Below are 22,851 nucleotides of genomic sequence, written 5' to 3'. Positions count from 1 at the left end.
CCACACCCGGAATATGCGCCCGGACTGATACACATTCCCTCCTCAGCGCTACGCGTCAGGCGTATGTGCGAGGCGGCGGGGGGTGTGATGTCGGGCCACGAACACCTGGCTCAGGCCCTGGCCGAGTGCGGCCGTGACAGTTTCACCGGGGAGCTGCGGGTCCGCGGCACACCCGGCGGCACCTTCCACTTCGGGGACGGCCGGGTGGTCGCCGTGGAGTCCCCCGGCGCCCCCGGCCCCGAGGCCCTGCTGCTGCGCTCCGGGCGGGTCAGCGGCGAGCAGTGGGCCGAGCTGGTGCGGGAGTCGGGCGGCTCGCGCTGGCCGGCGACCGCGCTCATCGCGCACGGCTACGCGGGTGCCGCGCAGCTCAGGGTGGTGTGCGCGCTCGCCCTGCGCGACGCCGCCTTCGCGATGGCCGCGGGCCGGGTGGAGAGCTGCGAACGCGTCAACTCCACCGAGCTGTTCGCGCAGGTCCCGCTGGGTGAGCCACCCCTGCGGCTGCTCCAGGACGCGACCCGCAGGCTCACCGCCCTGGCCGCACTGCCGTACCCCGTCCACCCCGACCGGGAACGGCCCGTGGCCTCGGGCACCGACCAGGGATCCACCGCGCTGCGGCGCGAGCTGCTCAGCCACGCCGACGGCCGCCGCACGGCCCGCGATCTCGCCTTCCGGGTCGGCCGCGGGGTCTACACCGTCACCGTCGAGGTCGCCCGCATGCTCGACGAGGGGCTCATGGTGTGCGCCCCGCCGCCCGCGCCCGTCCCGGTCCGCGCGCTGCCCGACGGCCACGCGCTCCGGCCCCGCAAACCCCCGCAGGGGGAGCAGCCCCCGCCTCCCGCGTACGGCGATCTGCCCCGCCGTAAACCAGGCAGCTTTTTCCGTCTCCGGAATGGAACACCGAAATGAAACAGCCGATCAGATGTGAACGAATTCAGGGGAGTTGAGTACATGGATCACCAAGCCCTGGCGCTCGAAATGCGCGGACTGCGCGAACAGGTCACCGGAATCACCGACACCGCGGTCGCCGCCGCGGACGGGCTGCTCATCGCCGCGGACACCGCCAACTCGATCGACCCGGAGGGTCTCGCCGCGCTCGCCGCGGCCGGACTCGGCCTCGCCCGGCGCACCGCCGAGGCGTCCGCCCGCGGCACGCTGCGCCGGACGGTGACCTACGGCAGCCACGGCTGTGCCGCGTTCTACGCCGTCGGCGACACCGCCCTGATGGTCGTGCTCGGTGACGAGGGGATGGATGTGGAGCACCTGCACCGGGCGACCCAGCCGACCTTGAACCGGATCGGCTCGATCCTCACCGACAAGGCGACCGAGAAAGCATCAGAAGGAGTCTGAAGGGATGGCGACGAAGCGCATGGCCACAGGTTTCTCCGACCAGGTGATGGGCCTGGTCAAGTCCCTACGTACCGACGCTCCCGACTGCGTCGCCTCCGGCGTGGTCGACATGTCCACCGGCATGCTGCTGTCGTACGAGACGGTCGAGAACCACCCCCCGGAGGTGCTGGACCTCCTGGCGGGGGCGACTCTCGACCTGTTCCAGGGCCGTACCGTCGTGATGATCGAGGACGTCTTCAAGGAGCGTCGCGGGATCAGCAGCGACAACCACTTCTTCCAGGAGATCCTGGTCAACAGCGAGAACCTCACGCACCTGTTCGTGCGGCTGGTCGAACAGCAGGACGTCGTGGCCGTCGTGGTGTGCCGCAAGTCGGTCAACGTCGGCATGCTGTTCGCCCAGGTCCGGCGGGTGGTGAAGGAGTACAGCCTCTGAACGGACGGCCGGCTGCGGGCGGTTACTCCGTCCGCAGCCCGTCCGGGCGCATCAGCCTGAGCAGCGGCGGCAGGCTCAGCAGCGTCACCACGAGGACGACACCCGCGCCCACGCCGGTCATCGACAGCACGCTCGACCAGTCCACCCGCACCGGGGTGTCGGTCATCCGCAGCAGGACCACGCCCAGCGTCAGCCCCACCGCCGAGGCCAGCAGCAGACCCAGCCCGACCGGGATCGCCGTCTGCCACAGCACCGACAGGCTCAGGGTGCGCCGCCTGGTACCGAAGGCGACCAGCGCCGACAGCAGCTTCTTGCGCTCCCGCAGCTGCTCCAGCTGGGAGACCAGCAGGCTCGCCCCGATCAGCGCTAGGACACAGACCGCGCCCACGAACAGGCCGGTGCGGATGGAGGAGTAACGGTCGTTGCTCTCGGTGGACACCCAGGTCATGGGCTCCTCGTACGGGTTGATCCGGGCGGCCGTGTTGCGGACGTAGTCGCGTGCGTCCGGCAGCGAGTCGTCCACCCGCACATAGATCTCTCCGCGCACGGCCTTCGCCGCCTGCGCCGGGAAGGCGCCCGGGGTGACCAGGATGCCGCCGCGCCGGTAGCCCGTCGGGTCGGCGATGGACTCCGCCTGCTTGACGGCCTTCGGGACGGTCCAGACGACCGAGGTCTGCTTCTCCGCGGCCTCGGAGGTGTCGAAGTAGAGCTTCTGGCCGGGCCGTGCCGTCACATCCGACTCGTCATCGGTGCTCTGCCTGTCGGTGTCGCCCTCGCCCGCCGACGGCGCGACATGCGAGACGAAGACATCGCCGTCGCGGCAGGAGGGCAGCTTGGCCACCTCACGCAGGGACGTGCAGTCGGCGACGGTCACCCGGGCCCAGTTCGCGTCCTCGCCCGTCCCGTCGTTGACGAAGCCCTCGTCGAACGCGTACACCTGCCGGACGCCCTTGGTCTCGGCCAGTTCCTTCGCGGTCGCCGCGAGCGCCTTCCCCTTCGGGACGGTCACCTGCATCTGCGCCCGAGAGATGTCGTAGCCGGTGTCCTTGGTGTAGTCGCTCTCGGTGGCCGCGAACAGCATCTGGAGCGCGATCGCGCCGGCCACGGCCACCGCGATGCCGTTGACCATCCGGGCCGCCGTGCCGCTGCTCAACTGGAGCCTGCGCACCGCCAGTTGCCAGGACACCGCGCCCGCGCCCAGCCGGGCCACGACCGCCTCGACGATCCAGGGCAGCAGGGTGGTCACACCGACCAGCAGCAGGATGACACCGCCGGTGACGAGGTACTGGTTGAAGTCGCCGCCGTCCCGGCCCTGTCCGACCATCGGGTACAGCATCCCGAGCCCGGCCAGCGGCAGCAGCAGCCGCCACCACAGCCGGCGTCGCGCGGGCTTCGCCGTACGCACCACGCCGAGCGGCTCGATCACCACGCCCCGCAGGGCGAGCAGCGTCACCAGGACGGCCGCCGCCGGCACCGCGACCGCGACCAGCAGGGCCAGCAGCAGGGAGGGGTTGAGATAGCTCGGGAACACGCTCTGCCCGAACAGCTCGACGGAGCCCGCCACTTCACGGCCGATCAGGAAGAACACCGTGCCGAGGACCAGTCCGAGCACCGCGCCCGCCAGCGCCTCGCCGGCGGCGATCCGCCGGGTCGAGCGGCCGTCGGCGCCCACCAGACGCAGGGCCGCGAGCCGTCGGTCGCGCCGCTCGCCGCCGAAGCGGACGGCCGCGGTGATGAACACGGCGACCGGCATCAGCAGCACCACGAAGACGACCAGGACCAGCAGCACCAGCACCGGGTCGGAGTCCGACTCGGTCGGGTTCGGGTTGCCGTACTTGTCGATGCGGCTGATCCCGGCGCCGTTGATGTCCTGGGCGGCGAGCCCCTTGGCCCCGCGGTAGAAGGCGAGTTCGTGGGAGCCGATCAGCCCGCTCTCGGCGATCGTCCCGGCGATCCGGTTCGGCAGCCGCTCCCGCAGCAGCTTGCCGTCCTCGGACTCCAGCAGCTTCTTCAGCGCGGGGGAGACGACCATCTCGCCGACCGCGGGGAACTTCGCGACGCCGGGCGGCAGGGGCGCCCTGGGCCCCTCGGGCTCCAGGTCCCGGCCGCGGATGTCGGTGTCCCGGAAGGTGGTCGACGCGTTCCCCGACAGCAGGGTGTTGTCGGCCTTCTTGATCTCCTGCCCGTAGTTGATGTCCGCGCGGGCGTCGCCCCGCTCGTGCCGGACCGCCAGCGCGTTCGGCAGCGCGGTGGTCAGCAGCAGCAACGCCACCCCGAGTCCGACGCCGACCGCGGTCAGCAGCGCCCGGACCCACCCCTCGCGTCCGCCCGCGAAGGCGAACCGGACCCCCATGGCGAGGTCTCGCCACCACTGCCCGAGTTTCATACGACCCGCTCCATGTCCCGGGACTTCCCGTCCCGTACGACGATCTCGCGGTCGGAGTAGGCGGCGACCCGTGCCTCGTGCGTGACGAGGACGACGGCCGCGTTGGTGGACCGGGCCGCCTCGGTGAGCAGCTCCATGACCCGCTCGCCGTTGAGGGAGTCGAGGGCACCGGTCGGCTCGTCCGCGAACAGCACGCGCGGGTTGGTCACCAGGGACCGGGCCACGGCCACCCGCTGCCCCTGGCCGCCGGACACCTCACCGGGCCGCTTCTTGCGGAGGTCGTCGACCTCCAGGCGCTCCATCCAGCCGAGCGCGGCCTTCTCGGCCTCCTTGCGGGAGGTGCCGTTGAGGCGCAGCGGCAGCGCCACGTTCTCGACGCAGGTCAGTTCGGGCACCAGCTGCCCGAACTGGAAGACGAACCCGAACTCGGAGCGCCGGAGGGCGCTGCGCTCGGCGTCGTTCATGGTGGCCATCTCGCGGCCGTTGTAGAGGATCGAGCCCGAGTCGGGGGTGACGATCCCGGCCAGACAGTGCAGCAGGGTCGACTTGCCGGACCCGGAGGGGCCCATGACGGCGACGACCTCGCCGGGGTGGATGGAGAACTCGGCGCCGTCGAGCGCGACGGTGGGGCCGTACGCCTTGTGCAGCGCGTCGGCGACGAGCAGGGAACCGGCCGGGGTCACTTGACCACCTCCGCGAGTTTGTCGAGACGCGCGGCGGTCAGCTCCAGCCAGCGCAGGTCGGCTTCCAGGTGGAACAGGGCGTGGTCGCAGATCAGCTGGTCCGCGAGGTCGCCCCTGCGCTTGCGGTCCGTGAGGATGCGCATCATCCGCAGGTGCTCGGCACGCTGGGTGTCGAGGATGTCGCCCGCGTCGCGGTGGGTGAGCAGCGCGAGGACGACCTTGGTGTACAGCGTGGACTGGAGGTACGGCTCGGGCTTCTCGGGCGTCGCGAGCCATCGCTGTACGTCGGTGATCCCGGCGTCCGTGATGGCGTACCGCTTGCGCTCGGGGCCGCCGCCGGGCTCGATCCCGTCGACTTCGACGAGCCCGTTCTTCAGCAGGCGGGACATCGTCGAGTAGACCTGGCCGTAGTGCAGCGGCCGGTCGTGACCGAACTTCTCGTCGAAGGCCCGCTTGAGGTCGTAGCCGTGGCGGGGGCCCGACTCCAGGAGCCCTAGGAGGGTGTGACCGATGGACATGGGGAGGACTGTACATGCGGTGTATACCCCGCATGTATACGCGCAGTGTGTAGGTGGGTGTCAGGGGGTGAGCAGCCGCAGGTGGGGGCCGATTGTCACGGTTCTGCTACGCGCGACCTAGGGCTCGCGGGGGTCCTTGGGTGGCCGTCCCCGGCGCGGTAGCGGTCCGGTGTCGCCGGGCAGCCGGCCGGCCTCCTTCAGCGCCCGGCGCAGCAGGAACTCGATCTGCGCGTTGGCCGACCGCAGGTCGTCCCCGGCCCACCGCGCCAGTGCCTCGTACACCAGCGGGTCCAGCCTCAGCAGCACCTGCTTGCGCTGCTGAGGCCGGCGCTCGGGGGACCCCCCCTCGGATGGTGCCGTCACTGGTAGAGCGTCCCGGTGTTGAGGACCGGCTGCGGGGCCCGGTCGCCGCACAGCACCACCATCAGGTTGGACACCATCGCCGCCTTGCGCTCCTCGTCCAGCTCGACGATGTCCCGCTCGGTGATCCGGGCCAGCGCCTCCTCGACCATGCCGACCGCGCCCTCCACGATCTGGCGCCGGGCCGCGACGACCGCCCCGGCCTGCTGCCGCTGGAGCATCGCCGAGGCGATCTCGGGCGCGTAGGCGAGGTGCGTGAAGCGGGACTCGATGATCTGGACCCCGGCCGTCTCCACACGCGCGTGCAGCTCGCCGGCGAGCTTCTGGGTGATCTCGTCGGCGTTGCCGCGCAGCGAGAGCCCGTCCTCGTCGTGGGCGTCGTAGGGGTACTCGATCGCGATGTGCCGTACGGCCGTCTCGGTCTGGGTGGCGACGAACTTCACGAAGTTGTCGACCTCGAAGGTGGCCTGCGCGGTGTCCTCGACCTTCCACACCACGACCGCGGCGAGCTCGATCGGGTTGCCGTAGGCGTCGTTGACCTTGAGGACGGCGGTCTCGTGGTTGCGGACCCGGGTGGAGATCTTGGTACGGGAGGTGAAGGGGTTCACCCAGCGCAGGCCGTCCTTGCGGATCGTGCCCTTGTAGCGGCCGAAGAGCTGGACGACCCGCGCCTCGCCCGGCGCGACCGTGTTCAGGCCGCGCAGCGAGATGATCGCGGCGACCAGCACGAGGGCGCCGGCGATCGCGAAGGCCGGGCCTTCCCCGCTGAGCGCGAGCAGATAGACGGCGAGCAGCAGCCCGAGCAGGCCCAGCAGCAGCGCGAGCGCGCCGCCGATGCTGTGCGCGGGGACCTCCCGTACCCGCGGGGCGGGCATGTCGGGTGCGTCGGCGATGGGTTCGGTGTCGTGTGCGGACATGAGGATCCCCCGTTTCGTGTGACTAGCTCTCTTCTATCTAAGTGATATCACTTTACCCCTTCGCGGCAACCTTGAAGCCCTCCCGGAGGTCTGGTTCCGAGGGGGCGGGTGCTGATTCTCACGCCCCCCTGAGACCGGATCGAAGGTCCTGTGTCATATAGACCGGTGTTAGCTTTCTGAGCTGACCTGAGCCACGAACCTGTGTGGCCGCCGATGAGGAAGCGGAGCGAGTCGACCCATGGGACGAGCGGAAGAGAGAAGAGCACGTCAGCGCGGTGGCCACCGCGCGGCGCCGCCCACGCGCTCGTCCGGGACGCCGAGCGAGGGCGTCGCGACCGGCGGCAGGGCCGCGGCGCGCAAGGCCGCCGCCCGCGGTAAGAAGGGCGCCAAGAAGGGTAAGAGCGGCATACGCCGGCTCTTCACCTGGAAGAAGATCCTCGGCACCTTCTTCGCCGTCTGTCTGCTCGGTATCGGCGCCTTCGTCGTGATGTACATGATGATCGACGTGCCCAAGGGCAACGCGAAGGCCCAGGAACAGAGCAACATCTACAAGTACAGCAACGGCTCGGTCATGGCCCGCGAGGGCGACACCAACCGCGAGATCGTGGACCTCTCCGAGGTGCCCAAGCCGGTCCAGCGCACCTTCGTGGCGGCGGAGAACAAGACCTTCTACACGGACGCGGGAGTCGACCTCAAGGGCATCGCCCGCGGTCTCTTCAACACCCTCTCCGGCAAGGGCAAGCAGGGTGGCTCCACGATCACCCAGCAGTACGTCAAGAACTACTACCTCGACCAGGACCAGACCGTCACGCGCAAGCTGAAGGAACTGGTCATCTCGCTGAAGGTGGACCGCGAGACGCCCAAGGACGACATCCTCGCGGGCTACATCAACACCAGCTACTACGGCCGCGGCGCCTACGGCATCCAGGCCGCCGCCCAGGACTACTACCGCGTCGACGCCAAGAAGCTCAACGTGGCGCAGGGCGCGTATCTCGCCGCGCTGCTCCAGGCCCCGAGCCAGTACGACTGGGCGGTCGCCACCCCCACCGGCAAGAAGCTGGTGCAGGAGCGCTGGAACTACGTCCTGAACAACATGGTCGGGCAGGGCTGGCTGAGCCAGAGCGAGCGGGACAAGATGACGTTCCCGGTGCCCAAGGAGCCCAAGGCCGCCCCCGGTCTGGAGGGCCAGAAGGGCTACTTCGTCAAGCTCGCCAAGCAGCAGCTCGAGAAGCAGATGATGGCCAAGGAGGGCATCACCCAGGACGAGGCGGAGGCCCGGGTCGAGAACGCCGGGTGGACCTTCACCCTGAACATCGACAAGAAGAAGCAGGCCCAGCTGGAGAAGGCGGTCAAGACCCAGCTGACCAGCAAGCTGGACCCGAAGAAGCGGACGGTCGACAGGAACGTCCAGGCCGGCGCGGCCTCCGTCGACCCCAAGACGGGGAAGATCGTCGCCCTGTACGGCGGCACGGACTACACCAAGCACTTCTACAGCAACGCCAACCGCACCGACTACCAGCCCGCCTCGACCTTCAAGCCGGTCATCCTCGCCGCCGCGCTGGAGAACAACTCCGAGACGCAGGGCGGCAAGCCGATCGGCGCCGACACGATCTACGACGGCACCAGCAAGCGCCAGGTCGTGGACAGCAACGGGGACAAGGTCGGCTTCGCCCCCGAGAACGAGGACGACCAGGACTACGGCAAGCAGGTCACCGTCCAGACGGCGATGAACAAGTCCATCAACTCCGTCTTCGCGCAGATGGGCGTCGACGTCGGCATGGACAAGGTGCTGGCGACGGCCACCAAGCTCGGCATGGACACCGGCAAGCTCAAGCCGCTGCCCGCCTACACCCTGGGCACCATGGGCGCGAGCCCGATCCAGATGGCCGGCGTCTACGCCACCCTCGACAACCACGGCAAGCAGGTCACGCCGACCATCATCAAGTCGGCCGAGCAGGGCGGCACCGAGTACCGGATGCCCGACCCGATCGGCGAGCAGGTGATCAGCAGGGAGGCCGCCGACACCGTGACCTCGGTGCTGACGGGCGTGGTCGACGACGGTACGGCCAAGGTGTCCGTGGCGGAGAACCCGGCCCGCGACGGCCGCAAGGTGGCCGGCAAGACGGGTACCTCCGACGACAACAAGTCGGCCTGGTTCACCGGCTTCACCCCGGACCTGGTGACCTCGGTCGGTCTGTTCGGCGAGGACTACAAGACCGGCGGCCAGAGCAAGATGTACAACACCGCCGGCCTGCCCCGGGTCAACGGCGGTGGCTTCCCGGCGCAGATCTGGGCGGCGTACACCTTCGGTGTCGCGGGCAAGAACACCAAGTTCGACCTGGAAACCGACCAGGGTGCCGCGGTCCAGCCCTCCTGGACGCCGAGCCCGTCGGTGACGCCGTCCGACACCCCGTCGTCGACCCCGACCACGGAGAAGCCGTCGCAGACCCCGTCGCAGACGCCGACGACGACCCCGCCGACGACTCCGCAGAACACCCCGACGACGAGTCCACCGGTGTCGGTCCCGCCGTCGACACCGCAGAACACCCCGACCACACCTGAGAACCCGTTCGACCCGAACGACGATCAGTAGCGACCGAAAAGGAGGGGGCGCCCGGCCTGTGCCGGGCGCCCCCTCCCGTCGTTCCCGGGGCCGGCCCCGGTCGAGCTCGAACCCCAGGGGCTAGCCCCGGTTGAGCTCGAACCAGACCACCTTGCCGGTGCTCAGCCGCGTGGCACCCCACCGCCGGGCCAGGCGGTTCACCAGGTAGAGCCCCCGGCCGCCCTCGTCCGTCGCCCGGGCCTGCCGCAGCCGGGGCAGCTGCGGCACGTCGTCGCCGACCTCGCACCGCAGCACATCGGTCCGCAGCAGCCGGAGCGTCACCGGCCGGGTCGCGTACCGCACGGCGTTGGTGACGACCTCGCTCACCAACAGCTCGACGGAGTCGGTGAGATCCTCCATGCCCCAACGGGACAGCGCCCGCCGCGCGAGCCGCCGGGCCCGCCCCGGCGCCGCGTCCTCCGGCTCCAGGAACCAGTACGCCACATCACTCGGCGCGATCCCGTCGAAGCGGGCCGCGAGCAGCGCGATGTCGTCGTCCCGGTCACCGGGACCGAGCATGTCGAGCACCTCGTCGCACAGGGCTTCCAGCGGCGGCGGATGATCCGGCCCGGTCAGCTGCGCGGTCGCGGCGAGCTTCTCCCGCAGCTGCTCTATCCCGGTCCACACGTCCCGCAGCCTGGACTCCACGAGCCCGTCCGTGTACAGCAGGAGGGTCGCCCCCGCGGGAGCGTCCAGCTCCACGGCCTCGAAGTCGACGCCCCCGACACCGATCGGCGCGCCCGGCGGCACCCGGAGCACCTCCGCACGGCCACCCAGATGCAGCAGCACCGGCGGCGGGTGCCCGGCGTTGGCGATGGTGATCCGGTGCGAGACCGGGTCGTAGACGGCGTAGAGGCAGGTCGCCATACGGTCCGTGCCGAGCCGCTGGGCCTGTTCGTCGAGGTGGTGCAGCACCTCCTGCGGCGGCAGGTCGAGCCCGGCGAGGGTCTGCGCGGTCGTGCGCAGCTGGCCCATGATCGCCGCGGAGGTCATGGAGTGCCCCATGACGTCACCCACGACCAGGGCGACGCGGCTGCCCGGCAGCGGGATCGCGTCGTACCAGTCGCCGCCCACCCGGGCCGTCTCGGCGGCGGGCAGATAGCGCGAGGCCAGCCGGACACCGGTCGGCCGGGGCAGGGTCTCCGGGAGCATCGTGCGCTGCAACTCGTCGGCGATGTACGCCTCACGGCCGTACAGCACCGCCTTGTCGATGCCCAGCGCGCTGTGCGTGGCGAGCTGGGCGGCGACCAGGAGGTCGTCCGGGTCGAAGGGGATGCGGTCCGGGCGGCGCAGGAACAGCGCGGCGCCGATGACCCGGCGCCGGCCGCGCAGCGGGGCGAGGATCGCGCGGCGGCCCGACGGCACGGCGAACTCGACACCCTCGCCGAGCAGTTCCGGCAGCGCGGCATGGGCGGCGGGAGTGTCCGTGAAGACCGGGCGCACCCCGCGCAGCACCTCGGCGAGCGCGCTGCCGGGCTGCACCTCGCACAGTTCGGTGCCGAGCGCGTCCAGTTCGGACGGGTTCTCCGGCACCGGCACCGGCAGGATGCCGTCCTCCAGATCCCGCTCCTGCTGCGGGATCCGGTCGCTGCGCCGCAGCCGGAGCACCAGGGGCCCGGTGGGCCGCTCGTCGCCCACCGGCAGCGGGTCGCGCAGATAGACCAGGATCGCGTCCGAGAAGGTCGGCACGGTCGCCCGACACAGCCCCATGACGATCTCGTCCAGGTCGATGCCCCGGGCGATCCGGCGGGTGGCCGCGCCCACGAAGCGCAGCCGGTCGCCGTCCCGGCGCATCGGAGTGGGCCGGCCCGGGGGCAGACCCTGTCCGGTACGGCGTTCGTCGCCGCCCTGCGACCGGTCGTCCTCGCCGCCCGGCTGGACCGGGACCGCCTCGGAGACGGGCCGCGGGCGGTGCGGGTCCTGCTCGGCGGCGGTCGGCTGGGAGTGCTCGGGGCCGGTACCGGCCGGGTTCATGCCCATGTCCTTGTGGTTGCCGGTGGTGCCGGTCTTGCTGTTGCTGCTCTGGAGGACGGGGGCCGGGTCCGGGTCACCGGAGCGGGCCTGAACAGGTAAAGCGGCCGGGGTCTCGACGCCCGGGGCGGGAGCGGGCACCGGGGAACGCAGCAGCGCCCCGCCGGGGTCCGTCGGGTCGACGCCCGGCTGGGGGCGTTCGAAGGAGGTCGGGTGCTCCGTCACGCGTGTCGAATCCGTCCGTCCGGGGCTGCGCGCCGTACGCGCAGTGGGTCCCGCCGAAATCCCGATACCCGGAATGCGTGTCCCAGGAACGGAATTTCCGCGTGGTCAGGGGCAGTTCCCGCCGTGGCGGCGAACCGTCGGCCCGTACCGGTGTTGCCCTCGTACCCCACGCTCACGTCCTGCCGCCCCTCGGTGACGATCGGTCAAGCCCAGTGCCCGCTCCGGTAGTTGCCGCTGCGCACTCTTGCGGAGGACGATCCTACGTTTGCAGCCCGGGGGCGCATCAAGGGTCTCATGAGGACAAGTGCGCGGGCGTACGGTCCCAGTCTTCCGGAAGGAGCGGCACAGTCCAGGACGGATCGGGCCGCCAGTCGGGCCAGCCGTCCGAGAACGGCGGGCCCCAGGCGCGGATCACCTCCACCGCGGAGCGGCCCGCGGCCCGGACCTGTTCGGCCAGGTCGGGGCCCATCAGGCCGTCCTGCTGGGCCTGCGCGAACTCGTCCTCGTCCCGCCACTGCCAACTGCGGTCGGGATCCACGGTGATGTCCAGGAAGTGGTCCTCGGAGTCCACGCCCCCGGCCCAACGGACCAGGGGCTCCTCGAGGTTCACGTACCAGTTCTTGAACCGCCAGCCCGGCTCCCAGAACAGCCACACCGACCACGGCAGACCGGGCCGCGCCAGCTTCAGCACCCCGGTGCCGAACCAGCGGTCCCGCTGCACGGTCCGCGGCTTGGTGTAACGGGACTCCAGCGGCTCGGCGTGCACGGAGGTGCCGTCGGCCAGCACCGGCTTCACACACTCGGTGCCCGGTGCCAGCCACACGGCGAGCAGTTCCGCGTCGTCGCGTACGACGGTGACGGGGCGGGCGATGTGGAACTGGGCGCCCGCGTTCTCCCGGTAGCGCCACAGGATCTGACTCCCGGGCTCCCAGAAGTGCGCCGACGTACCCGCTTCCACTGCTCTCACCGCTCCACCGTCTGCCATGACCAGATATTAGGTGCCATAGGCATACGACGCTGCGGTACGCGTCACGGTTCACGCCGGGGCCGGGAAAGGTTACGGCCGTGTCATCCGCAGGACATCCAGCGCCTCGTCGAGCTGCTCGGCCGTCAGGTCGCCGCGCTCCACGTACCCGCCCTCCAGCACGGCCTCGCGGATCGTCTTCTGCTCGGCGAGGGCCTTCTTGGCGACCTTCGCGGCCTCCTCGTACCCGATGTACTTGTTGAGCGGGGTGACCACGGAGGGCGAGGACTCGGCGTACTCCCGGGCCCGTTCGCGGTGGGCGACGATGCCGTCGACGGTCCGGTCGGCGAGCAGCCGGGAGACGTTGGCGAGCAGCCGGATCGACTCCAGGACGTTCTTCGCGATGACCGGAAGCATGACGTTGAGTTCGAAGTTGCCGGCCGCGCCGGCGGTCGCGACGGTCGCGTCGTTGCCGATCACCTGGGCGGCGACCATGAGCACGGCCTCCGGGATCACCGGGTTGACCTTGCCGGGCATGATCGAGGAGCCGGGCTGGAGGTCGGGCAGCGAGATCTCCGCGAGGCCCGTCCTGGGGCCGGAGGACATCCAGCGCAGATCGTTGGCGATCTTCGTCAGTCCGACCGCGATGGTCCTGAGCTGCCCGCTGGTCTCGACGATCCCGTCCCGCGCGCCCTGCGCCTCGAAGTGGTCGCGGGCCTCGGTGAGGGGCAGCCCGGTGGTGCGGGCGACCTCCTCGATGACGGCGGCGGAGAACCCCGGCGGGGTGTTGATGCCGGTGCCGACGGCGGTACCGCCCAGCGGCAGTTCGGCGAGCCGGGGGAGGGAGGCGGTGAGCCGCTCGACGCCGTACCTGATCTGGGCGGCGTATCCGCCGAACTCCTGACCGAGCGTCACCGGGGTGGCGTCCATCAGATGGGTCCGCCCCGACTTCACGACGTCGGCGAACTCCTCGGACTTGCGGCCGAGGGCGTCGGCGAGGTGCTGGAGGGCGGGGATCAGGTCCCGGGTGACGGCGGCGGTGGCGGCGATGTGGATGGAGGACGGGAAGACGTCGTTGGACGACTGGGAGGCGTTGACGTGGTCGTTGGGGTGCACGCCCCGGCCGGCGCCGAGCCGTTCGGTCGCCAGGGTCGCGATGACCTCGTTGGTGTTCATGTTCGACGAGGTGCCGGAGCCGGTCTGGAAGACGTCGATCGGGAAGTGCTCGTCCCACTTCCCCTCGGCAACCTCCTCGGCCGCCTCCTGGATGGCCTCCGCGACGTCCTTGTCGAGCACCCCCAGCCGCGCGTTCACCTTCGCGGCCGCCCCCTTGATCCGCGCGAGCGCCTCGATGTGCGCCCGCTCGATCCGCTGCCCGGAGATCGGGAAGTTCTCCACGGCCCGCTGCGTCTGGGCCCGCCACTTGGCGTCCACGGGGACCTGGACCTCGCCCATGGAGTCGTGCTCGATGCGGTATTCGCTCATACCTGGTACAGCGATCGGGGCGGGCGGGATGTTCCGGGCCGTGGGCCGCTCGGGTGTCCTTGGGGGGTGAGCCGGGTCTCACCCCAGGGTGTGCAGCAGTGACCTGGTCAGCACCCGTCAGCCCGTCCGGCGTTTGAGGACGAGGCCCTTTCGGGGCCGATCGGGGGTCCGGGGGGCGGAGCCCCCCGGGGATGGGACGGGTAGGGGCGGAGGGGGCGAAATTCCGTCCTCCGCCGCACTCGAGGTACTACGCCAGCCCAGGTCCCCGCACCGGGATCGTCGTGAACGTCGGTGCGGGCGCGGGGTCCTGGAAGAAGTCGTTGCCCTTGTCGTCGACGACGATGAAGGCGGGGAAGTCCTCGACCTCGATCTTCCAGACCGCCTCCATGCCGAGCTCCTCGTACTCGACGACCTCGACCTTCTTGATGCAGTCCTGGGCGAGCCGGGCCGCCGGGCCGCCGATGGAGCCGAGGTAGAAGCCGCCGTGCGTGTCGCAGGCCTTGGTGACCTGGGCGGACCGGTTGCCCTTCGCCAGCATCACCTTGGAGCCGCCCGCCGCCTGGAACTGCTCGACGTAGGAGTCCATGCGGCCGGCCGTGGTCGGACCGAAGGAACCGGAGGCGTAGCCCTCGGGGGTCTTGGCCGGGCCCGCGTAGTACACCGGGTGGTCCTTGAGGTACTGCGGCATCTCCTCGCCCGCGTCCAGCCGCTCCTTGATCTTGGCGTGCGCGATGTCACGGGCCACGACCAGCGGACCGGTCAGCGAAAGCCGCGTCTTCACCGGGTACTTGGTGAGCTCCGCGAGGATCGTCTCCATCGGCTGGTTCAGGTCGATCTTCACCACGTCGGACGACTCGTCCAGGTGCTCGTCCGTGGTCTCCGGCAGGAACCGCGCCGGGTCCGTCTCCAGCTGCTCCAGGAAGACACCCTCCGCGGTGATCTTCGCGACGGCCTGCCGGTCGGCCGAGCAGGACACCGCGATGGCGACCGGGCAGGACGCGCCGTGCCGGGGCAGCCGTACGACCCGCACGTCGTGGCAGAAGTACTTGCCGCCGAACTGGGCGCCGATGCCGATCCTCTGCGTCAGCTCGAAGACCTTCTCCTCCAGCTCCTTGTCCCGGAACCCGTGTCCGAGCTCCGAGCCCTCGGCCGGGATCTCGTCCAGGTAGTGCGCGGAGGCGTACTTGGCCGTCTTCAGCGCGTACTCGGCACTCGTACCGCCGACGACGATCGCCAGGTGGTACGGCGGGCAGGCGGCCGTACCGAGCGAACGGATCTTCTCCTCCAGGAACTTCATCATGGAGGCCTCGTTCAGGACGGCCTTCGTCTCCTGGTAGAGGAACGACTTGTTGGCCGAGCCGCCGCCCTTCGCCATGAACAGGAACTTGTACGCGCCGCCGTCGGTGGCGTACAGCTCGATCTGCGCGGGGAGGTTGGAGCCGGTGTTCTTCTCGTCCCACATGGTCAGCGGGGCCATCTGCGAGTAGCGCAGGTTGAGGTTCAGGTACGCGTCGTAGATGCCCTTCGACAGCGCCGCCTCGTCACCGCCCTCGGTCAGCACGTTCTGCCCGCGCTTGCCCATGACGATCGCCGTACCGGTGTCCTGGCACATCGGGAGCACACCCGCCGCCGCGATGTTCGCGTTCTTCAGCAGGTCCAGCGCCACGAACTTGTCGTTGCTCGACGCCTCGGGGTCGTCGATGATCCGCCGCAGCTGGGCGAGGTGGGCCGGCCGCAGATAGTGCTGGATGTCGTGGATGGCCTCCTCGGCGAGCTTGCGCAGCGCCTCCGGCTCCACCTTGAGGAACGTCCGCCCGTCGGCCTCGAAGGTGGAGACACCCTCGGAGGTCACCAGCCGGTAGGGGGTGGTGTCCTCTCCCATGGGGAGCAGATCGGTGTACGCGAACTCAGGCATCTCAGCCCATTCCTCACTCGAAAGACAGCGGCCGGCCTCCGTTGGCAGGCGCCACCAGCCTAGAACCTGTCCAAGCACGGGAGCTTGTGAGGTAAGGCTCAGTTGCTCGGCCAAGACTTGTCCACAGGCCTAGTCGCGATCTATCGCGTTTCGGTACGCTGCTGCCGTGGACCTTCAGAAGAAGACCGGACCCCAGGTCGCCGAGCCCGCGGAGCTGCGCGCCTCGGACGCCGACCGCGACCGCATCGCCGACATCCTGCGCGAGGCCCTCGGCGAGGGCCGCCTCACCGCGGACGAGCACGCCGAGCGGGTCGAGGGGGTGCTGAGCGCCAAGACGGTCGGTGAGCTGGAGGTCTTCATCCGGGACCTGCCCGCCGCCCATGAGCGCCGGACCGTCCCGGCCTGGACCCCGGCCGCCAACCGCCCGACCGACGCGATCCCCCACGACCCGGACGACAACGTGGTGGCCGTCTTCAGCGCCGCCGTCCGCAAGGGCCGCTGGCGCGCGGGCCGCCGTATCCACGCCTACGCGATCTTCGGCACCGTCGAGATAGACCTGAGCGAGGCGATCTTCGAGTACCGCCAGGTCGTCATCAAGGCGTTCTCGGTCTTCGGCAACGTCGAGATCCGAGTCCCGGAGAACGTCTCGCTGCGCGGCACCGGCGGCGGTGTCCTCGGCAACTTCGAGGTGGACACCCTGGACTCGGCCGAGCCCGACGCCCCGGTGGTCTATGTCGACGGCTGGGCGATCCTCGGCAACATCGAGGGGCGGCCCAAGCGCGGGAAGCTGGTCGCGGACATCCTCGACCGGGTGCAGCGCGCGGTCGACCGCAAGGTCGACAGGAGTTTGCGCAAACACCTGGATCGTTGACGGTTGTGAATCGGGGCGTGCCCGAAGCCGGCGCCTCCGCCCCCGGGCGGCGCCCCGAAGCGCACGCGACGGCCCGGGATCCAGCGGTTCGGGACTCAGTGCATAGGCGCGCGCACAGCGGGTAGGGCTTGCTGCATCGTCTCTCGCTCGCGAAGCCGTCGTCAGGAGTAGACCGTGCTGCAACCGCCGCATTCGTCCCTGCAGGTAGCTGCCGTGCCGGCCCAGCGGGGGCCAGTGCGGGACAGGGACCAAGACGCTCCATGGCACACCGAGGCGGTGTGCCGGCGCGACGAGGCCGGCCTGTTCTTCGCCCCGTCCAAGGAACCCACCGCCGCCCGGCTGTCCCGCGAGGAGGCCGCGAAGCGCGTCTGCGCCCGCTGTCCGGTCATGGTCGAATGCCGCGAACACGCCCTCCTGCAACCCGAGCCCTACGGCGTCTGGGGCGGCCTGACCGCGGCGGAACGCCGAGTCGTCCTGGCCCGCCGCAGGCGCCGTGACCTGGAACTGACCAAGGCGGCCCGGGCGGCCCGCATAGCCCAGGCGGGCTGACAGCCGCACCACGCGAAAGGGCGCCCCCACCGCACCGGGGACGCCCTTCTCGGCCGTGCTTCTTCTCGCAGGGTGGGGTGACTCCCCAGGGGCGCGGGGAACTGCGCGACAAGCCACAACGCACCCGCACCCGCCGACGCTCCGAAGCCCCCGAGCTCTCAGGCGCTACTTGGCCCGGTCGAAATCAATCGCACTGTAGGCCCGCAGCTTGCTCAGCCGATGCTCCGAGTCGATCCTGCGCACCGTCCCCGACTTCGACCGCATCACGATCGAGTCGGTCGTCGCCGTCTCCGACCGGTACCGCACCCCACGGAGCAGCTCACCGTCGGTGATCCCCGTGGCGACGAAGAAGACGTTCTCGCCGGACACCAGGTCGTCGGTGGTCAGCACCCGGTCCAGATCGTGCCCCGCGTCGATCGCCCGCGCCCGCTCCTCGTCGTCCTTGGGCCACAGCTTGCCCTGGATCGTCCCGCCGAGGCACTTCACGGCACAGGCGGAGATGATCCCCTCCGGGGTACCGCCGATGCCCAGCAGCATGTCGACGCCGGTGCCCTCGCGCAGCGCGTAGATCGAGCCGGCCACGTCACCGTCGGAGATCAGCTTGATCCGGGCGCCCGCCTCCCGGATCTCCTTGATGATCCCTTCGTGCCGGGGCCGGTCGAGGATGACCACGGTCACGTCTTCGGGCGTGGAGCGCTTGGCCTTGGCGACCCGCCGGATGTTCACGGAGACCGGCGCGTTGATGTCGACGAAGTCCGCGGCCTCGGGGCCCGTGACGAGCTTGTCCATGTAGAAGACGGCGGACGGGTCGAACATCGAGCCCCGGTCCGCCGCGGCCAGTACCGCGATCGCGTTCGGCATGCCCTTGGCCGTCAGCGTGGTGCCGTCGATCGGGTCGACGGCGATGTCGCACTCCGGCCCGGTCCCGTCGCCCACGCGCTCCCCGTTGAAGAGCATCGGGGCCTCGTCCTTCTCGCCCTCGCCGATGACGACCACGCCGTTCATCGACACGGTGGAGACGAGGGACCGCATGGCGCGAACCGCGGCACCGTCGGCACCGTTCTTCTCGCCCCGGCCGACCCAGCGGCCCGCGGCCATCGCGGCGGCTTCGGTCACCCGGACGAGTTCCAGGGCGAGGTTGCGGTCGGGGGCCTCGGAGGGGACTTCGAGCTCGGACGGCAGATGATGATGCTCGGTCATCGGAGCGCACCTTTCTGGGATACGGCGACGGCCGGATGAGGGTTCGACCGTCGACTCTATCGTCAGTCCGACAAAATGAGCAGGGGACCCCACGGATGAGCGGACCGGGCACCTGCGACGATAGGGGGCGTGGCAGGTTCGAACGGCAAGCAGAAGACGGTCCGGGACATGATCCTCTCCCTGGGCCTCATCGGGATCGCGGCGGCGGTCATCTACGTGTTCATCCCGCACGACGACTCCGCTCCGGACATCAAGGCGGTCGACTACCGCGTCGAGCTGCTGACGGCCCGCCGCGCGGCCTCCTATCCGGTGGCCGCTCCCGAGGGACTGCCGGCCGGCTGGAAGGCGACCTCGGTGCGTTTCCAGGGCGACGAGTCCGACGCCTGGCACCTGGGCTTCCAGGCCCCCGGTGGTCAGTACGTGCAGATCGAGCAGTCCACTCAGAAGCCCTCGGAGTTCATCGACGACGCGAGCCAGGGCGGCGAGGCGACGAAGCAGACCGAGGAGATCGCGGGCCGCACCTGGACCCGGTACACGGGCGGCCGCTACGACGCCCTCGTGCACAGCGGCGACGGGGCGACCACGGTGGTCGCGGGCACGGGATCGTTCGCCCAGCTGACCGAGATGGCGAAGTCGCTGAAGATGGCGTGACGGCATGCGGAAGGGCCCCCACCGGAGTGGGGGCCCTTCCGCATGTCAGTCGCGGCTCAGACGGTGGTGACGACCTCGTCGTACGCCAGCCGCGGGGAGCGCGGGAACCAGGCGTCCTCGCCCGGCTTGCCGATGTTGACGACCATCAGCGGGGTGTGGTCGTCGTCCAGGAACTCCTTGCGGACGCCCTCGAAGTCCACGCCGGTCATCGGGCCGGCGGCGAGACCCGCGGCACGGACGCCGATGATGAAGTACGCGGCCTGCAGGGCGGCGTTCAGCCCGGCGGCACCCTCACGGGCCGGACGCTCGCTGAAGAAGAGGTCCTTGGCCTGCGGGAAGTGCGGGAAGAGCTGGGGCAGCTCCTCGTGGAACTCGTTGTCCGCGGAGAGGATCGCGACGAGCGGGGCGGTGGCGGTCTTCGGCTGGTTGCCCTCGGCCATGTGCTGGACCAGGCGCTCGCGGGCCTCGGGGGAGCGGACCAGGGTGATGCGCAGCGGGCTCTGGTTGAAGGCGGTCGGGCCGTACTTGACCAGGTCGTAGATCGCCTGGACCTGCTCGTCGGTCACCGGCTCGTCGGTGAAGGTGTTCGCGGTACGGGCCTCGCGGAACAGCAGGTCCTGGGCGGCGGGGTCAAGGACGAGAGACATGGGGAACCTTCTCGGACGGGGCGTGGACCCCGGAAGCGGACCGGGGACCGTTTGACGTCCTCGACCGTACGCGATTGAAGTTCAACATTCAACAAAAAGCGGGGCGTGGTGATCCGCTTCACAGCTCATCCGGTTTCCGCCCTACTCGGAGTCGCCCTCGGCCCCGGTCTCTTCCTCCTCGGCCAGCGCCGCGTCCAGCCGCGCCCGCGCCCCGTCCAGCCAGCGCCGGCACACCTTGGCCAGCTCCTCGCCCCGCTCCCAGAGCGCCAGGGACTCCTCCAGGGTCGTGCCGCCCGCCTCGAGGCGCCGTACGACCTCGATCAGCTCGTCCCGCGCCTGCTCGTACCCGAGCGCCTCTTCCGCCACCTTGCTGGTCATCGCCCCACCCTATGCATCGACTCGGACAACGAACTCACCCTCGGCGACCCGCGCCCGCAGGGTCTCCTCGGCGCTCACCTCGTCCGGCGCCCGCACCACGTGTCCGTCCGTCTTCTGGAGCACGGCGTACCCGCGCTGAAGGGTCGCGGCGGGGGAGAGGGCCACCACGCGCGCGTGCGTGTGCGTCAGCTCGGAGTCGGCGCGGTCGAGGAGATGGCCGAGCGTGCGGCGGGCGCGGTCGGCCAGGGAGGCCACATGGTCGGCGCGCTCGTCGATCATCCGGTGCGGATCCTCTATCGACGGCCGCGCCAGCGCGTGCGCGAGCCCCCGCTCCTCGCGCTGGAGGAACGACTCGACACACCGCCGCGCACGATCCCTGAGCGCCCGCACCCGCTCGTACTCCTCACCCACGTCCGGTACGACCTTCTTGGCCGCGTCCGTCGGCGTCGAGGCCCGCAGGTCGGCGACGTAGTCCAGCAGCGGGGTGTCCGGCTCGTGCCCGATCGCGGAGACGACCGGCGTACGGCAGGACGCGACCGCCCGCACCAACTGCTCGTCGGAGAACGGCAGCAGGTCCTCCACGCTGCCGCCGCCGCGCGCCACGATGATCACGTCCACGTCGTCCAGCGCGTCCAGCTCCTTGACCGCCTGCACGACCTGCGGGACCGCGTGCACGCCCTGCACCGGGACATTACGCACCTCGAAGCGGACCGCGGGCCAGCGGTGCCGGGCGTTCTCCAGGACGTCCCGCTCGGCGGCCGAGGCCCGCCCGCACACCAGCCCGATCAACTGCGGCAGGAACGGCAGCGGCTTCTTGCGCTCCGCCGCGAACAGCCCCTCCGCCGCCAGGGACTTCTTCAGCTGCTCCAGCCGCGCCAGCAGCTCCCCGACCCCGACCGGCCTTATCTCGGTGGCCCGCAGCGAGAGCTGACCGCGCGGGGCGTACCACTCCGGCTTCGCCAGTACGACGACCCTGGCGCCCTCGCTGACGACATCGGCGACGTCGTCGTAGACCTGGCGGAAGCAGGTCACGCTCACCGAGATGTCGTACGACGGATCCCGCAGCGTGAGGAACACCACGCCCGCGCCCGGACGCCGGGACAGCTGGGTGATCTGCCCCTCGACCCACACGGCGCCGAGACGGTCGATCCAGCCACCGATGAGCCGCGACACCTCACCGACGGGCAAGGGCGCTTCAGGAGTCGAGTTCACAGCCATGCCGCGAGCGTAACGGCCGGTACCGACAACGCACCGTCACCGGAAGGGAACCGGCAGCAGCGCCGGGCCGTCAGCGCCTCGCGTCCGGCCGGGGCTGCCGGCCGCGCTGGGCGATCAGCACCCCGACCCCCGCCGCGAGCCACAGCGCGCCCACCACCTGTGCCGCCCCCGACGCCTCCACGATCACCGCCACCGTGATCGCCGCGCCGGTCACCGGTACCGGCACGTGTCGCCACCAGACCAGCGGGCCGCCGCGCCGCCGTACCGCGAACCAGCCCACCACGCTCGCGTGCAGCAGTGTGAAGGCCGTCAGGGCGCCGATGTCGACCACCGACACCAGGTGGTCCATGCCGTCGTCCCGGCTCGCCGCCCACACCGCCGCGACAAGCGTGATGCCGGCCGCGCACAGCAGGGCCACGCGCGGCACGCCGGAGTCCGTCTTCGCCAGCGCGCGCGGCAGCCGCCGGTCGCGGCCCATAGCGAACAGCAGCCGCCCGGCCGCCGCCTGCCCGGCCAGCGCCGCGAAGGCCGCGCCGATCGCCTTGCTGACGGCCACCAGATCATGCAGCCAGGTGCCGGCCGCCGCGTCCACGGCGTCGTAGAAGGCGGAGCCCTGCTGGGCCGGTTCCGCCGCGTACCGCGCCGAGGTCGTCGGGTCCAGGAGCGCCACCAGATACGTCTGCGTCACGAACAGCACACCCGCCAGCGCCAGACAGAACAGCACCGCGCGCGCGACCTTCTGCGAGCCGCCCGTGACCTCCTCCGCGAAGGACGCGATCGCGTCGAAGCCCAGGTAGGAGAGGACCGCGACGGACACCGCGCCGATCACCGCCGACAGCGCGAACGCGCCCTGCGTGCCGTCCCCGGACAGCGGTGACAGCCAGCCGCGTTCGGCCCCGTCCCGCGCGAGGACGACGATCGCCGAGACCACGAAGACCAGCAGGACCACGATCTCCATCGCCAGCACCAGGAAGCCCACCCGGGCCGCCGTCCGCACGCCCCACAGGTTCAGCAGGGTCGTGACGAGGACCGCGAGCGCCGTCCACACCCAGCGGGACACCTCCGGGACCAGCGAGTTCATCGCGATACCGGAGAACAGGTACGCCACCGCGGGGATGAGGAGGTAGTCCAGCATCGCCATCCAGCCCGCGACGAACCCGGCCTCCTTGCCGAGCCCCGCGCGCGCGTAGGCGAACACCGACCCCGCCTGGGGGACGACTCGCACCATTTGTGCGTAACTGAACGCGGTGAACGCCATCGCTGCCGTGGCGACCAGGTAGACGAGGGCGACCGCCCCGTGCGACTTCGCGTCCAGGGTGCCGTAGACGCCGACGGGCGCCATGGGAGCGATGAACAGCAGCCCGTAGACCACGAGGTCCCGGAAGCCCAGGCTGCGCTGCAGGTCGCCGTGTTCCTCCTCGGCCGTACGGTCCGCCGTACCGGTACCGGACATCGTGCCTCCGCTGGTCCTCGTCCGCCCTCCCCCTCACATCCCCTGCTCAGTTTTCCCGGGAAGGTCACGGGCACGCGA

21 protein-coding genes are annotated in these 22,851 nt (G+C 70.5%); 7 read left to right on the top strand and 14 right to left on the bottom strand.

Annotated elements, in window-relative coordinates:
- Nucleotides 1-87: 87 nt before the first annotated feature.
- Genes OHN19_RS15090 through OHN19_RS15080 form a run of 3 tightly spaced genes read left to right on the top strand, consistent with a single transcriptional unit; the run spans nt 88 to nt 1,780 of the window.
- Nucleotides 88-906 carry a MarR family transcriptional regulator gene (locus OHN19_RS15090; protein ID WP_330264686.1) on the top strand — a complete coding sequence of 273 codons (819 nt, stop codon included), beginning with the start codon at nt 88-90 and terminating at the stop codon, nt 904-906.
- Between the two features lie 42 nt (nt 907-948).
- A complete protein-coding gene (locus OHN19_RS15085; protein WP_330264685.1) occupies nt 949-1,347 on the top strand; it encodes a roadblock/LC7 domain-containing protein in 399 nt (132 codons plus the stop codon).
- A gap of 4 nt (nt 1,348-1,351) precedes the next feature.
- Complete coding sequence (locus OHN19_RS15080) at nt 1,352-1,780, top strand: hypothetical protein (RefSeq protein ID WP_037719954.1); 429 nt, start codon at nt 1,352-1,354, stop codon at nt 1,778-1,780.
- A 22-nt stretch (nt 1,781-1,802) separates the two neighbouring features.
- Here OHN19_RS15080 and OHN19_RS15075 read toward each other — a convergent pair whose 3' ends face one another.
- The 5 genes from OHN19_RS15075 to OHN19_RS15055 form a co-directional block, all read right to left on the bottom strand.
- A complete protein-coding gene (locus OHN19_RS15075; protein WP_330264684.1) occupies nt 1,803-4,166 on the bottom strand; it encodes an ABC transporter permease in 2,364 nt (787 codons plus the stop codon).
- A complete protein-coding gene (locus OHN19_RS15070; RefSeq protein ID WP_020136838.1) occupies nt 4,163-4,849 on the bottom strand; it encodes an ABC transporter ATP-binding protein in 687 nt (228 codons plus the stop codon). Before OHN19_RS15070 ends, OHN19_RS15075 begins: the two co-directional genes overlap by 4 nt.
- A complete protein-coding gene (locus OHN19_RS15065) occupies nt 4,846-5,367 on the bottom strand; it encodes a PadR family transcriptional regulator (RefSeq protein WP_330264683.1) in 522 nt (173 codons plus the stop codon). Before OHN19_RS15065 ends, OHN19_RS15070 begins: the two co-directional genes overlap by 4 nt.
- 117 nt (nt 5,368-5,484) lie before the next feature.
- Complete coding sequence (locus tag OHN19_RS15060) at nt 5,485-5,781, bottom strand: hypothetical protein (RefSeq protein WP_391191392.1); 297 nt, start codon at nt 5,779-5,781, stop codon at nt 5,485-5,487.
- Nucleotides 5,727-6,644, bottom strand: coding sequence for an SPFH domain-containing protein (locus tag OHN19_RS15055; RefSeq protein WP_330264681.1), 918 nt, complete (start codon nt 6,642-6,644; stop codon nt 5,727-5,729). The genes OHN19_RS15060 and OHN19_RS15055 overlap by 55 nt, the downstream gene beginning before the upstream one ends.
- Before the next feature lie 238 nt (nt 6,645-6,882).
- Between OHN19_RS15055 and OHN19_RS15050 the strand changes: the two genes are divergently transcribed.
- Entirely contained in the window at nt 6,883-9,237 is a 2,355-nt protein-coding gene (locus OHN19_RS15050; RefSeq protein ID WP_330264680.1) for a transglycosylase domain-containing protein, read from the top strand.
- 90 nt (nt 9,238-9,327) lie between these two features.
- Here OHN19_RS15050 and OHN19_RS15045 read toward each other — a convergent pair whose 3' ends face one another.
- From OHN19_RS15045 to OHN19_RS15030, 4 genes are all read right to left on the bottom strand, one after another.
- Entirely contained in the window at nt 9,328-11,442 is a 2,115-nt protein-coding gene (locus tag OHN19_RS15045; RefSeq protein WP_330264679.1) for a SpoIIE family protein phosphatase, read from the bottom strand.
- Nucleotides 11,443-11,734: 292 nt separating this feature from the next.
- A complete protein-coding gene (locus OHN19_RS15040) occupies nt 11,735-12,427 on the bottom strand; it encodes a DUF402 domain-containing protein (RefSeq protein WP_330264678.1) in 693 nt (230 codons plus the stop codon).
- A gap of 72 nt (nt 12,428-12,499) precedes the next feature.
- Nucleotides 12,500-13,891: a class II fumarate hydratase gene (locus OHN19_RS15035; RefSeq protein ID WP_330264677.1), complete on the bottom strand. Its 1,392-nt coding sequence runs from the start codon at nt 13,889-13,891 to the stop codon at nt 12,500-12,502.
- Nucleotides 13,892-14,138: 247 nt separating this feature from the next.
- Nucleotides 14,139-15,806: a fumarate hydratase gene (locus tag OHN19_RS15030; RefSeq protein WP_330264676.1), complete on the bottom strand. Its 1,668-nt coding sequence runs from the start codon at nt 15,804-15,806 to the stop codon at nt 14,139-14,141.
- 166 nt (nt 15,807-15,972) lie between these two features.
- Here OHN19_RS15030 and OHN19_RS15025 point away from each other — a divergent pair, with 166 nt between their 5' ends.
- Nucleotides 15,973-16,677: a DUF1707 domain-containing protein gene (locus OHN19_RS15025; RefSeq protein ID WP_330264675.1), complete on the top strand. Its 705-nt coding sequence runs from the start codon at nt 15,973-15,975 to the stop codon at nt 16,675-16,677.
- Between the two features lie 174 nt (nt 16,678-16,851).
- Nucleotides 16,852-17,226: a WhiB family transcriptional regulator gene (locus tag OHN19_RS15020; protein WP_123762835.1), complete on the top strand. Its 375-nt coding sequence runs from the start codon at nt 16,852-16,854 to the stop codon at nt 17,224-17,226.
- A 165-nt stretch (nt 17,227-17,391) separates the two neighbouring features.
- Here OHN19_RS15020 and glpX read toward each other — a convergent pair whose 3' ends face one another.
- Complete coding sequence (gene glpX, locus OHN19_RS15015) at nt 17,392-18,426, bottom strand: class II fructose-bisphosphatase (protein WP_031042027.1); 1,035 nt, start codon at nt 18,424-18,426, stop codon at nt 17,392-17,394.
- 129 nt (nt 18,427-18,555) lie between these two features.
- On the opposite strand from glpX, the gene OHN19_RS15010 reads away from it, so the two are divergent.
- Complete coding sequence (locus OHN19_RS15010; protein ID WP_330264674.1) at nt 18,556-19,077, top strand: DUF4245 domain-containing protein; 522 nt, start codon at nt 18,556-18,558, stop codon at nt 19,075-19,077.
- Nucleotides 19,078-19,133: 56 nt separating this feature from the next.
- Here OHN19_RS15010 and OHN19_RS15005 read toward each other — a convergent pair whose 3' ends face one another.
- The 4 genes from OHN19_RS15005 to OHN19_RS14990 all read right to left on the bottom strand — a co-directional run bounded on the left by OHN19_RS15005 (nt 19,134) and on the right by OHN19_RS14990 (nt 22,773).
- On the bottom strand, nt 19,134-19,724 hold the full coding sequence (locus OHN19_RS15005; protein ID WP_330264673.1) for a malonic semialdehyde reductase: 591 nt from the start codon (nt 19,722-19,724) through the stop codon (nt 19,134-19,136).
- 141 nt (nt 19,725-19,865) lie between these two features.
- Nucleotides 19,866-20,102 carry an exodeoxyribonuclease VII small subunit gene (locus OHN19_RS15000; protein ID WP_330264672.1) on the bottom strand — a complete coding sequence of 79 codons (237 nt, stop codon included), beginning with the start codon at nt 20,100-20,102 and terminating at the stop codon, nt 19,866-19,868.
- Nucleotides 20,103-20,111: 9 nt separating this feature from the next.
- Complete coding sequence (gene xseA, locus OHN19_RS14995) at nt 20,112-21,320, bottom strand: exodeoxyribonuclease VII large subunit (protein ID WP_330264671.1); 1,209 nt, start codon at nt 21,318-21,320, stop codon at nt 20,112-20,114.
- A 70-nt stretch (nt 21,321-21,390) separates the two neighbouring features.
- Nucleotides 21,391-22,773 carry an APC family permease gene (locus tag OHN19_RS14990; protein ID WP_330264670.1) on the bottom strand — a complete coding sequence of 461 codons (1,383 nt, stop codon included), beginning with the start codon at nt 22,771-22,773 and terminating at the stop codon, nt 21,391-21,393.
- Nucleotides 22,774-22,851: the final 78 nt, after the last annotated feature.

This window comes from Streptomyces griseorubiginosus, from assembly GCF_036345115.1.
In the GTDB taxonomy this organism is placed as follows: domain Bacteria; phylum Actinomycetota; class Actinomycetes; order Streptomycetales; family Streptomycetaceae; genus Streptomyces; species Streptomyces griseorubiginosus_C.
This window is presented reverse-complemented; position numbering and strand designations above follow the sequence as displayed.